The sequence below is a fragment of the Paraburkholderia sp. genome (assembly GCF_036488505.1).
Taxonomy (GTDB): domain Bacteria; phylum Pseudomonadota; class Gammaproteobacteria; order Burkholderiales; family Burkholderiaceae; genus Paraburkholderia.
The window spans coordinates 1-12,085 of record NZ_DASXHN010000309.1 but is presented as its reverse complement, the minus strand read 5'-3'; the positions used below and the strand labels follow the sequence as shown (position 1 = coordinate 12,085).

The window sequence follows — 12,085 nt, the reverse complement described above, 5'->3', positions numbered from 1 at the left end:
GCCGCGCGGCCCGGTCAGCACGGAGAAATAGTTGGACGTCGCCTGACCGGTTGCCGAGCGCGGCAGCAAACGCATTGCAGTCGCGAGATCTTCCAGCGTGGGCAACACCTTTTCGATGCCGGTCACCGCCACATGCACGCGAGGCATCACCGTGCACATGCCCTCGTTGCCCTCGTTCGTGACCAGCACAACCGAACCCGTCTCCGCCACCACGAAGTTGCCGCCGGTCACGCCCATGTCCGCGGTCATGAAGTGCGGACGCAGCATCTCGCGCGCTTCGCGGGTCATGTCGGTGATCTCGGTCAGACGCGGCCGGCCATGCGTCTTCGCGAACAGGTCGGCGATCTCGTCCTTATCCTTGTGGACGACCGGCGCGATGATGTGACTCGGCGGCTCGTTGTCATTGATCTGCAGGATGTATTCGCCGAGATCGGTTTCGATCGACTGCACTCCCATTTGCCCGAGCACGTGGTTCAGGCGCATTTCCTCGGTGACCATCGACTTGGTCTTGATCACCTTCTTTACGTCGTGCCTGCGCGCGATATCGCCGACGAGCCGCGCGGCTTCGTGCGCCGTCTCGGCGAACAGCACCGTCACGCCGCGGCGGCTCGCCTCGCGCTCGAAGATTTCCAGCCATACGTCGAGATCGGCGAGCGCGCGATCGCGGCGCTCCTTGAGCGCCTCACGCGTCGCGGGAAAGTCGATCGCGGTCATCGCGTCCGCCCGCGCAGACACAAACTTCGTGGACAACTTCGTCAGGTTCTGTTGCAGACGCTGGTCGGCGAGTTTCTGACCGGCGCGAGCCTTGAACTGCATTGATTGAACTTGCATGGCGGCCTTGGTGAAATCGAATCCAAAAACGCGGCGCGGACTCGCGCGCGACGCAATGCGTAGAATGGCCGGGAGACCGGGCAACGGCGAGAACCGGGAGCGGGCGCCGGCCGAACGCGCGCGCCGCGGGCCCCGGGCACTGCGCGCGGACTATACGTCGCCGGCCAGCACCTGGGCGATATGCAGCACGCGCGTGGTCGAATCGCCATTGCGCCGCAGCCGCCCTTCAATATTGAGCATGCAGCCGAGGTCGCCGAGCACGACCGTGCCCGCGCCGCTCGCGGCGATGTTCGTGCATTTTTCGTCGACGATCGCGGTGGAGATATCGCCGTACTTGACCGCGAACGTGCCACCGAAACCGCAGCAGTGCTCGCAGCCCTTCATCTCCGTCACCGCGACGCCCACTTGGGCGAGCAGTTCGCGCGGCTGCGTCTTGACACCGAGTTCGCGCAAGCCCGAGCAGGAATCGTGGTACGTGACCTGCGCCGCGCCTTCGCGCGGCTGCAATTGCACCTTCGCCACGTTGACGAGGAAATCGGTCAGCTCGAACACCTTGGCCCGCAGGCGGCCGAAGCGGTTCATCAGGTCGGGATCGTCGGCAAACAGGTCGCCGTAGTGCATGCGAATCATCCCGCCGCACGAGCCCGACGGCACCACCACGTAGTCGAACTGTTCGAATTCGCGCAGCGTTTTTTCAGCGAGATCGCGAGCGAGACGGCGGTCTCCCGAGTTGTACGCGGGTTGCCCGCAACAGGTTTGCGCGGGAGGCACCACGACCTCGAAACCGGCGCCTTCGATCAACTTGATGACCGAAAAACCGATCTCGGGACGCATCAGGTCGATCAGACAGGTGATGAACAATCCGACTCGCATGAGCCCTCCTTCCGGGAAACGTCCCTGATTATCCGCTGTTTGCGGTGCGATACCAACGTGCCGGAAGGCATAGGACACAGGTCGCGCCGGTTGAATGACCGCGTCGAAAGCGCGTTCGCTTTTTTCACCATACGAGATACAATCAGTTTTCGCTATTTGACGTATCCAACGATCTCATATGAGCGATACCAACCCGGATCCCAAAACTTCGATCCAGGTGATCGAACGCATGATGCGCCTGCTCGACGCACTGGCAGCGCATAGCGACCCGGTCAGCCTGAAACAACTGGCGCTGCGCACGGAGTTGCACCCGTCCACCGCGCACCGCATCCTGAACGACATGGTGATGTGCCGGCTCGTCGACCGCTCGGATCCAGGCACCTACCGTCTTGGCATGCGCCTGCTGGAGCTCGGCAATCTGGTGAAGGCGCGCCTGTCGGTACGCGACGCCGCGCTCACGCCAATGCGCGACTTGCACCGCCAGACCGGGCAGACGGTGAACCTGTCGGTGCGCCAGGGCGACGAGATCGTCTATATCGAGCGCGCGTATTCAGAGCGCTCCGGCATGCAGGTGGTGCGGGCGATCGGCGGCCGGGCGCCGCTGCATCTCACCTCGGTCGGCAAGCTCTTTCTCGCCGCCGACGAAACAACCCGCGTGCGCGCCTACGCCACGCGCACCGGCCTGTCCGGCCACACGCAAAACAGCATCACCGATCTGGCGAAACTCGAGCGCGAGTTGTCGCACGTGCGTCAGCAGGCCTGCGCGCGCGACAACGAGGAACTGGAACTCGGCGTGCGCTGCATCGCCGCGGGCATCTACGACGATACCGGCAAGCTGGTCGCGGGCCTGTCGCTGTCGGCGCCGGCGGACCGTTTGCAGGATTCGTGGCTGGGGCAACTGAGCCAGACGGCGCTGATGATTTCGGAATCGCTCGGCTATCGGCCGCAGACACAGCACGATCAGTCGCGTCAGCACCACGGGCAGCATCCGTGACGCGCTCGCCGCCGCGGATTCGTCCAGGCGCCTGCACTGACAAAAAGCCTCGCATTAGCGAGGCTTTTTGTCTTGGTGCGCCGGTCGCGGCCGGCCTGTACGAGGCGGCCGCGAGTTCAATCTGGCTTCACGTACCCGCACCGCCGGCATCGGCGCTCGTGATGCGTGGCTGTTGATCGCCGCCGTTGTCGAGCCACGTGCGCAGACGCGACGCGTCCGCGAAGCGCGAGTATTTGCCCGACGAGTCGAGCAGCACCATGATCATCGGACGGCCATGGATAGTCGCCTGCATCACGAGGCACTCGCCCGCTTCGTTGATGAAGCCGGTCTTTTGCAGACCGATGTCCCACGTCGGATTGCGCACCAGCGCATTGGTGCTGTTGTAGGCCAACGTGCGCTTGCCGGTGTACACCTCATAACTGTGATCGGTCGAGAACCTGCGGATCATCGGATACTGATACGCGGCGTTGACCATCTTCGCCAGATCGCGCGCACTCGACACGTTCTGGCTCGTCAGACCGGTCGGGTTTTCGAAGTGCGTGTCGCTCATGCCGAGTTGCTTCGCCTTCGCGTTCATCGCCGCGAGGAACGCCGGACGACCGCCCGGGTAGTAACGCGACAGCGCCGCCGCCGCGCGGTTTTCCGACGCCATCAGCGCAATGTGCAGCATGTCCTCGCGCGAAAGCACCGAGCCCACCGACAAGCGCGACCCCGTGTTCTTCTCGTAGTCGCGGTCTTCATCGGTGACTTCGATCTGCTCGGTCATCGGCGCTTTTGAATCGAGCACGACCATCGCGGTCATCAGCTTGGTGATCGACGCGATCGGCACCACCGCGTGCGAATTCTTGTCGAACAGCGGCTCCCCGCTGCTCTGATCGATCACATAAGCGACACTCGAGCGCAGCATCAGCGCATCCGGCGTTTCATGTAGACCGAACGCCTGGCCGACCGACGGCGGGCGCGGTTCATACGCAACCCGGCGCACGACCGAATGGTGGCGGCCGTTTGCCACGAACGTCACGCGCTTGCGCCTGACGACGGCGCGCGGCGCATCTTCCTCGGCTGCGGCGGTTCTCACGGCCGCTTCCTTGCCGGCTTTCGCCGCGCGGCCCGACACCTTCGCGGTGGCGACTGCCGGCTCGGGCTTTTTAGCGGCCTTCGCGTGTCTGGAAGATTTGGTGTGTGTGTCAGAAGTGGCTGCAAAAGTGCTGACGGGCGCAGCAAGCGCCGCCGCGACGGCCAAGACGGCCACCGATAGAGCGGTGGCGCGCGCCGCGCCGTGGATCACTTTCAGCGACGAAAACATGTCGGTTTTCATGGGTGTTAGATAAGGAGCGGCGAGAGGTTTCCGCAAGTGTAGTAAAGCAACGAAAAATTAGCAATTTGAAGCACTTATACGCGCTCCTTAAACCGGCTTGTAAGCTCCGATCGCGAATACACCAATAAGTGCGGCGCTCCGACCCGAAAAACGGTCGTCGCCGGCCATGCCGTGCCCTTGCCGCCCGCATGGATCGGGCCATCCTCGCAGAATAACGGCACTGTCGAGACAAGCTTGATTCGGGGTAACACGGTGAGAATAGCGGCGGCCGTCTCGCCGCCATGCCATGCATGCGTGGCGCTCTCGCGACGGCGCTGTTAAGCGCCTGCCGAAGATCGCTGACGCGCATTCGACTGTCATGGACTCTTAACGTTCCGTCGCACCGGGCGGTTTACACGAGTTCACGGTTACCGCCTTCGACGGCGACCGATTGTACCCGGCCGAGCACGCTGCCCGCACTGCGCGTACGCTCGGTAAAAATTGCCTGATCCTGCAATGCAGTCCGCAGTTTTTGCGTCTTTTAAATGCGGTGCAGCGGGTAAGGTTTTCCCGCGTGATATTCCTGACAGAGTTGCGATAACATGCTGTTTCTTCGGCGTTTTCTTAATATTGTGCGGCGCACAAAAAACTCTTGACATTCTTTCCAGCCGCCCTACAATGAGAAGCATTGCTGCGATGCACAATACGTCGCGGTCCGGGCAGACGATCAATCGTGAGTCTCGCCACTAACCCAATGCGGTCGCACAGACAGGCCGCAATCCAGGAGCGTAAACCATGACTCTGCTGACCCCTGAGCAATTCGCCGCAGCCCAGAAAGCCAACTTCGAAACCCTGTTCGGCCTGACGACCAAAGCATTTGAAGGCGTCGAAAAGCTGGTTGAACTCAATCTCCAAGTTGTGAAGTCGACGCTCGCCGAAAGCCAGGAAAACGCCCAACGCGCGTTGTCCGTGAAGGACGCGCAGGAACTGCTGGCACTGCAAGCGAGCCTTGCACAGCCGGTCGCTGAGAAGGCGCTGTCGTATGGCCGTCACGTGTATGAAATCGTTTCGGCAACGCAAGGTGAATTCACCCGTGTAGCGGAAGCGCAATTCGAAGAGCAAAACCGCAAGGTCCAGGCACTCGTCGAAAACGTCGCGAAGAACGCACCGGCCGGCTCGGAAACCGCTGTCGCCGTAATGAAGTCGGCTATCACCGCCGCCAACACGACGTACGAAACGGTGCACAAGGCAACTCGCCAGGCTGTCGAAATCGCTGAAAGCAACTTCAATGCAGCCGCAACGGCCGCGTCGAAGGCTGCCTCGCAAGCCGCTGCGCAAGCATCGCGCGCGGCCAAGAAGCCGGTCTAAGCCTTAAGTCTTTCGCACCCCACGCCGGGCTTCTGACGGCGTCACCTTCACGCCGGCCCAGCACCTCTGCTGCGCCGGCGTTTTCGCAAGCAACAGCGTCGTGCCGTAGCCGCTCACACGGTCTGATTGGCCGAACGCTCCGATACGTTGAAATGACGTATCGTTTGCCCGGTCGCCAGGCCGGGATTTTTTTGCCCGCCTTTTTTGCCCGCCTTTTGCCGCTGATCGCGCCGTGCCGTCCAGTCATATGCGATGCCGTTCCCTGCTTCGCCATCTGAATGTCACGACGGGTCTACCGCAGCAACTCCTGCCGCACAAACAGAAACGGCGCGCTCCATAAGTAGCGCGCCGTGTTTGTTAGTCGCCTTAATTGGCTACTTGGCTACGCGCGCCTATCGCGAGTCGCGCGCAGCAATGAGCGTTACTTCTTCTTGACGGGCGGCAGGTCAGTGCAAACGCCTTCGTACAGCTCCGCGGCCATGCCGATCGATTCACCCAGCGTCGGATGCGGATGGATCGTCTTGCCGATGTCGGTCGCGTCCGCGCCCATTTCGATCGCGAGGCACACTTCGCTGATCAGATCGCCCGCATTCAGCCCGACGATGCCGCCGCCGATCACACGATGCGTTTCCTCATCGAACAGCAGCTTCGTGAAGCCCTCGTCGCGCCCATTGGCGATCGCGCGACCCGACGCGGCCCACGGGAACACCGCCTTGCCGAACTTGACGCCGGCAGCCTTGAGCTGGTCCTCGGTCTGGCCGGCCCATGCCACTTCAGGATCGGTGTAAGCGACCGACGGAATCTGCATCGCGTCGAAGTAGGCCTTCTCGCCATGCGCGGCTTCCGCCGCCACGTGCCCCTCGTGCACCGCCTTGTGCGCGAGCATCGGCTGACCGACGATATCGCCGATCGCGAAGATATGCGGCACATTCGTGCGCTGCTGCTTGTCGACGTCGATGAAACCACGATCGGTCACCGCGACACCGGCTTTTTCGGCGCCGATCCGCTTGCCGTTCGGTGTACGGCCGACGGCCACCAGCACGAGGTCGTAGCGTTGTGCTTCAGCCGGCGCCTTGTCACCCTCGAACGACACGTAAATGCCGTCGTCCTTCGCTTCGGCCGCCGTCGTTTTGGTCTTCAGCATCACGTTCGCGAAGCGCTCGCTGTTGTACTTTTCCCAGACCTTGACAAGATCGCGGTCCGCGCCGGCCATCAGGCCGTCGAGCATTTCGACCACGTCGATCTGCGCGCCGAGGGTCGAGTACACCGTCGCCATTTCCAGGCCGATGATGCCGCCGCCGATCACGAGCATGCGCTGCGGGATCTGACGCAGTTCCAGTGCGCCGGTCGAATCGACCACCCGCGGATCTTCCGGAATGAACGGCAGCTTCACCGCCTCCGAACCCGCGGCGATGATCGCCTGCCTGAACTTCACGACCTTCTTGCCGCCTTCGGTCTGCACTTCCATGTGATACGGATCGACGAACGCCCCGGTGCCCGTCACGACTTCGACCTTGCGCATCTTCGCCATGCCGGCGAGGCCGCCGGTCAGCTTTTTGACGACGCCGGACTTGAAGTCGCGCAGCTTGTCGAGATCGATCTGCGGCTTGCCGAACGTGATGCCGTGCGACGCGAGATCAGCCGCCTCGTCGATTACGAGCGCGGTATGCAGCAGCGCCTTCGACGGGATGCAGCCGACGTTCAGACACACGCCGCCGAGCGTCGAATAGCGTTCGACCAGCACGGTCTTCATGCCGAGGTCGGCCGAGCGGAACGCAGCCGAATATCCGCCGGGGCCGGAGCCGAGCACGAGCATGTCGCACTCGATATCGGCGCCGCCGGCATAGCTGCCGGCCTGCGGTGCCGGTGCGGCTGGCTTGGGTGCGGCAGCGGCAGGCGCCGGCGCGGCTGCGTTCGGTGCGGCAGCGGCAGGCGCCGGCGCTGCTGCCTTCTCAGGCTCCCTGGCCGCCGGGGCCGGCGCGATCGCGCCGCCGGCCGAGGCCTCGACGAGCGCGACCACCGTGCCCTGCGAAACCTTGTCGCCCGGCTTGATACGCACTTCCTTGACGGTGCCGGCCGTATCGCTCGGCACTTCCATCGACGCCTTGTCGGATTCGAGCGTCAGCAGCGACTGCTCTTTCTCGATGACGTCACCCGGTTTGACGTTGACTTCGATGACGTCGACGTCCTTGAAGTCACCGATGTCCGGCACTTTTACTTCGACGAGACTCATGGTGTCCCCTTCTCTTATTGATCGGTGATGAGTCGCGCCCAACCACGAGCGCAACGCGCGCCAGATGCGCAGGACGCGCAGACGGCGAGACGCGGATCAATCGAAGCGATCCGCACCCGCGCCGCCATGCGTCATCAGCCGGTCAAAGAATCACACGCCGGAAATCGGCAAGAATCGCACCCAGGTACGCATTGAAGCGCGCAGCTTCCGCACCGTCGATCACGCGATGGTCGTACGACAGCGACAGCGGCATCGTGAGACGCGGCTCGAACTGCTTGCCGTCCCACACCGGCTTCATCGCACTACGCGACAGGCCGAGAATCGCGACTTCCGGCGCGTTGATGATCGGCGTGAAGTGCGTGCCGCCAATGCCGCCGAGCGACGAGATCGAGAAGCACCCGCCCTGCATCTGGTCCGGCTTCAGCTTGCCTTCGCGCGCGGCCTTCGACAGCTCGGCCATTTCCTTCGCGATGTCGACGAGGCCCTTCTTGTCGGCGTCGCGGATCACCGGCACCATCAGGCCGTTCGGCGTGTCAGCGGCAAAACCGATGTGGTAGTACTGCTTGAACACCAGATTGTCGCCGTCGAGGCTCGCGTTGAAGCTCGGGAATTTCTTCAGCGCGGAGACCACGGCCTTGATCACGAACGCCAGCATCGTGAACTTCACGCCGGCCTTTTCGTGTTCCTTGTTCAGCTTCACGCGCAGCGCTTCGAGTTCGGTGATGTCCGCTTCGTCGTTGTTGGTGACGTGCGGGATCATCACCCAGTTGCGATGCAGATTCGCGCCCGAAATCTTCTTGATGCGCGACAGCGGCTTCGGATCGACCGGACCGAACTTCGTGAAGTCGATCTTCGGCCACGGCAGCAGGTTCAGCTCGCCGCCGCCTGCGGGTGCCCCGGCGCCAGCCGGCGCGGCACGCTGGCCGCTCATCACGCCCTTGACGAACGCGGTCACGTCGGCCTGGGTGATGCGGCCCTTCGGACCCGTGCCCTTCACCTGCCCGACGTCGACGCCGAGTTCGCGCGCAAACTTGCGCACTGACGGCGACGCATGGCTCGGATGGCGCGAACCGCCCTCGCCTGCCGGAATCGACGGCGCCTGTGCCAGCGCGGACGGCGCGGCAGCCGGTGCCGGCGCGGCTGGTGCGGGAGCCGGCGCGTCGGCCGGCTTCTCAGCCGGCTTCTCGGCCGACGGCTTCTGCGCGGGCGCCGGAGCCGCGGCACCGGCGTCCGCTTCGAGCACCACGATGACCGAGCCTTCCGACACGGTATCGCCGACCTTGACCTTCACTTCCTTGACGACGCCGGCCGTCGAGCTCGGCACGTCCATCGTCGCCTTGTCGGATTCGAGCGTCACGAGCGACTGCTCTTTCTCGACGCGATCGCCGACCTTCACCGCGATCTCGATCACGGGAACGTCTTTGTAGTCGCCGATATCCGGCACCTTGATTTCCTGCACGCCACCGCCGCTCGCGGCCGGCGCGGCCGCAGGCGCTGGCGCCGCAGCAGGAGCCGGCGCGGCTGCCGGCGCCGGTGCCGGCGCAGCGGCACCACCTTCAGCGCTGTCGACGATCACGATCAGCGTGCCTTCCGACACGTTGTCGCCGACCTTGACCTTCACTTCCTTGACGACGCCGGCCGCCGAACTCGGCACGTCCATCGTTGCCTTATCGGACTCGAGCGTCACGAGCGACTGCTCTTTCTCGACGGTATCACCCGCCTTCACCAGCACCTCGATCACAGGAATGTCCTTGTAATCGCCGATGTCCGGCACCTTGACTTCGATCGCTTGACTCATTGTTAGTGTCTCCTGGGCCGCGCGCGCCCCCCGCCCCTGCGGTGAGGAGCGGGTGGCGCGCCACGGCACACGGGTGATGCCTTAGACGGTCATCGGGTTGGGTTTGGCGGGATCAAGGTCGTACTTCTTGAGCGCCTCGGCGACCACCTTGCGTTCGATCGTGCCTTCGTCCGCCAGCGCGTTGAGCGCGGCGACCGTGACCCAGTAGCGATCGACTTCGAAGAAGTGACGCAGCTTTTCGCGCGTGTCCGAACGGCCGTAGCCGTCGGTGCCCAGCACGACGAACTTCTGCGGCACGAACGCGCGGATCTGCTCGGTCAACGCACGCACATAGTCGGTAGACGCGATCACCGGGCCCGGCGCATCCTTGAGCAGCTTCTCGACGTGCGAAAGCTTCTTCTCTTCGCTCGGATGCAGCATGTTCCAGCGCTGCACTTCATGACCTTCGCGCGCGAGTTCGGTGAAGCTCGGCACGCTCCACAGGTCGGCGTTGACGCCCCAATCATTCTTCAACAGGTCGGCCGCCGCGATCACTTCGTTGAAGATCGTGCCCGCGCCCATCAGCTGCACGTGCGGCGTCTTCTTCTCGGCCGCGGTCCTGCTGAACGAGTACATGCCCTTGATGATGTCCGCCGCCACGGTCTCGCCCTGCGGAATCGCCGGGTGCTCGTAGTTCTCGTTCATCACCGTGACGTAGTAGTACACGTCCTCCTGGTCCGCGACCATGCGGCGCAGACCGTCCTGCATGATGACCGCGAGTTCGTAACCGAACGTCGGGTCGTAGCTGATGCAGTTCGGCACCGAAGCCGCCCACAGCAGCGAGTGACCGTCTTCGTGCTGCAGACCTTCCCCGTTCAGCGTCGTGCGGCCCGCGGTGCCGCCCAGCAGGAAGCCGCGCGAGCGCATGTCGCCGGCCGCCCACGCGAGGTCGCCGATCCGCTGGAAGCCGAACATCGAGTAGAAGATGTAGAACGGGATCATGATTTCGCCGTGCGTCGAATACGACGTCGCGGCTGCGATCCAATCGGCCATGCCGCCGGCTTCGTTGATACCTTCCTGCAGGATCTGACCGGTTTCCGACTCGCGGTAGAACATCAGCTGGTCGGAATCTTCCGGCACGTACTTCTGCCCGTCCTGATTCCAGATACCGATCTGACGGAACAGACCCTCCATGCCGAAGGTACGCGACTCGTCCGGCACGATCGGCACGATCCGCTTGCCGAGCGCCTTATCCTTCAGCAGGATGTTCAGGATCCGCACGAACGCCATCGTCGTCGAGATCTCGCGGCCTTCGCCCGTGCCCTTGAGCAGCGGTTCGAACGCCGCCAGTTCCGGCACCGGCAGCGATTGCGCCTTCTGCCGGCGCGCCGGCAGATAGCCGCCGAGTTCCTGGCGGCGGCTGCGCATGTACTCGAGTTCCTTCGAGCCTTCTTCGAACTTGAGGTACGGCACGTTGCCGATCTCATCGTCGGAAATCGGCAAACGGAACTGGTCGCGGAATTTCTTCAACTGATCCACCTGCATCTTCTTCTGCTGGTGGGTGATATTCATCGCCTGGCCGGCCTCGCCCATGCCGTAGCCCTTGATCGTCTTCGCGAGAATGACGGTCGGCTGGCCCTTGGTCTGGGTCGCTTCCGAGAATGCCGCGTAGATCTTGTGCGGGTCGTGACCGCCGCGATTCAGGTTCCACACGTCTTCATCGGACCAGTCGGCGACCAGCGCCTTCAGCTCCGGCGTGTTGAAGAAGTGCTCGCGCACGAACGCGCCCGACTCCGACTTGTACGTCTGGTATTCGCCGTCGACCACTTCCATCATGCGGCGCATCAGCGCGCCCGACCTGTCGCGCTGGAACAGCGCATCCCAGCGGCTGCCCCACACGACCTTGATCACGTTCCAGCCCGCGCCGCGGAATTCGCTTTCGAGCTCCTGGATGATCTTGCCGTTGCCGCGCACCGGGCCATCGAGACGCTGCAGGTTGCAGTTGATCACGAACACCAGGTTGTCGAGCCGTTCGCGGCCGGCCATGCCGATCGCGCCGAGCGATTCGGGCTCGTCGGTCTCGCCGTCGCCGAGGACGGCCCAGACCTTGCGGCCGTCGGTCTTCGCGATGCCGCGCGCCTGCAGGTACTTCATGAAGCGGGCCTGGTAGATCGCCATGATCGGGCCGAGACCCATCGACACGGTCGGGAATTGCCAGAAGTCCGGCATCAGCCACGGATGCGGATACGACGAGATGCCCTCGCCGCCGACTTCCTGACGGAAGTTGTCGAGCTGCTGCTCGCTCAGGCGGCCCAGCAGGAACGCGCGCGAGTAGACGCCCGGCGACGAGTGGCCCTGCACGAACACGAGGTCGCCGCCATGCTCGGGTGACGGCGCGTGCCAGAAGTGGTTGAAGCCGACGTCATACAGCGTGGCTGCCGACGCGAACGACGCGATGTGGCCACCGACGTTGGTGTCCTTGCCGGCGCGTAGCACCATCGCAATCGCGTTCCAGCGGGTGTACGAGCGGATACGGTGTTCGATGTCCTGGTCGCCGGGGATCTTCGCCTGGCGCGCGACCGGAATCGTGTTGATGTACGGCGTATTGGCGGAGAACGGCAGATGTTCGCCGTGTACGCGAGCAAATTCGATTTGCTTTTCGATCAGGTAGTGGGCGCGATCGGGGCCCACAGCAGAAATCACGCCATCCAG

At 63.5% G+C, this 12,085-nt stretch carries 8 protein-coding genes; 2 read left to right on the top strand and 6 right to left on the bottom strand.

The window, feature by feature from the left end; all coding sequences use genetic code 11:
* A partial coding sequence (locus VGH68_RS18540) for an LUD domain-containing protein (protein WP_331605131.1) occupies positions 1 to 831 on the bottom strand: 831 nt, incomplete at its 3' end.
* A gap of 150 nt (positions 832 to 981) precedes the next feature.
* Entirely contained in the window at positions 982 to 1,704 is a 723-nt protein-coding gene (locus VGH68_RS18535) for a (Fe-S)-binding protein (protein WP_331605130.1), read from the bottom strand.
* A 178-nt stretch (positions 1,705 to 1,882) separates the two neighbouring features.
* Here VGH68_RS18535 and VGH68_RS18530 point away from each other — a divergent pair, with 178 nt between their 5' ends.
* The gene (locus VGH68_RS18530) at positions 1,883 to 2,698 is read left to right on the top strand and encodes an IclR family transcriptional regulator (protein ID WP_331605129.1); all 816 of its coding nucleotides are present in this window, start codon (positions 1,883 to 1,885) and stop codon (positions 2,696 to 2,698) included.
* A gap of 127 nt (positions 2,699 to 2,825) precedes the next feature.
* Here VGH68_RS18530 and pbpG read toward each other — a convergent pair whose 3' ends face one another.
* Positions 2,826 to 4,016 carry a D-alanyl-D-alanine endopeptidase gene (gene pbpG, locus VGH68_RS18525; protein ID WP_331605128.1) on the bottom strand — a complete coding sequence of 397 codons (1,191 nt, stop codon included), beginning with the start codon at positions 4,014 to 4,016 and terminating at the stop codon, positions 2,826 to 2,828.
* Positions 4,017 to 4,790: 774 nt separating this feature from the next.
* On the opposite strand from pbpG, the gene VGH68_RS18520 reads away from it, so the two are divergent.
* Positions 4,791 to 5,363 (top strand): phasin family protein, encoded by a 573-nt coding sequence (locus VGH68_RS18520; RefSeq protein WP_331605127.1) that lies wholly within the window; start codon positions 4,791 to 4,793, stop codon positions 5,361 to 5,363.
* A 421-nt stretch (positions 5,364 to 5,784) separates the two neighbouring features.
* Here the strand turns inward: VGH68_RS18520 and lpdA are convergent, their stop codons facing one another.
* The 3 genes from lpdA to aceE form a co-directional block, all read right to left on the bottom strand.
* Positions 5,785 to 7,596, bottom strand: a complete 1,812-nt coding sequence (gene lpdA / locus VGH68_RS18515; RefSeq protein WP_331605126.1) for a dihydrolipoyl dehydrogenase — start codon at positions 7,594 to 7,596, stop codon at positions 5,785 to 5,787.
* Between the two features lie 142 nt (positions 7,597 to 7,738).
* Positions 7,739 to 9,394, bottom strand: a complete 1,656-nt coding sequence (gene aceF, locus VGH68_RS18510; RefSeq protein ID WP_331605125.1) for a dihydrolipoyllysine-residue acetyltransferase — start codon at positions 9,392 to 9,394, stop codon at positions 7,739 to 7,741.
* A gap of 81 nt (positions 9,395 to 9,475) precedes the next feature.
* A partial coding sequence (gene aceE / locus VGH68_RS18505; RefSeq protein ID WP_331605124.1) for a pyruvate dehydrogenase (acetyl-transferring), homodimeric type occupies positions 9,476 to 12,085 on the bottom strand: 2,610 nt, incomplete at its 5' end.

Excerpts from the sequence above, each read along its gene's own strand:
- VGH68_RS18535 (WP_331605130.1), bottom strand. The coding sequence starts at position 1,704 with ATGCGAGTCGGATTGTTCATCACCTGTCTGATCGACCTGATGCGTCCC.
- VGH68_RS18530 (WP_331605129.1), top strand. The coding sequence starts at position 1,883 with ATGAGCGATACCAACCCGGATCCCAAAACTTCGATCCAGGTGATCGAA.
- pbpG (WP_331605128.1), bottom strand. The coding sequence starts at position 4,016 with ATGAAAACCGACATGTTTTCGTCGCTGAAAGTGATCCACGGCGCGGCG.
- VGH68_RS18520 (WP_331605127.1), top strand. The coding sequence starts at position 4,791 with ATGACTCTGCTGACCCCTGAGCAATTCGCCGCAGCCCAGAAAGCCAAC.
- lpdA (WP_331605126.1), bottom strand. The coding sequence starts at position 7,596 with ATGAGTCTCGTCGAAGTAAAAGTGCCGGACATCGGTGACTTCAAGGAC.
- aceF (WP_331605125.1), bottom strand. The coding sequence starts at position 9,394 with ATGAGTCAAGCGATCGAAGTCAAGGTGCCGGACATCGGCGATTACAAG.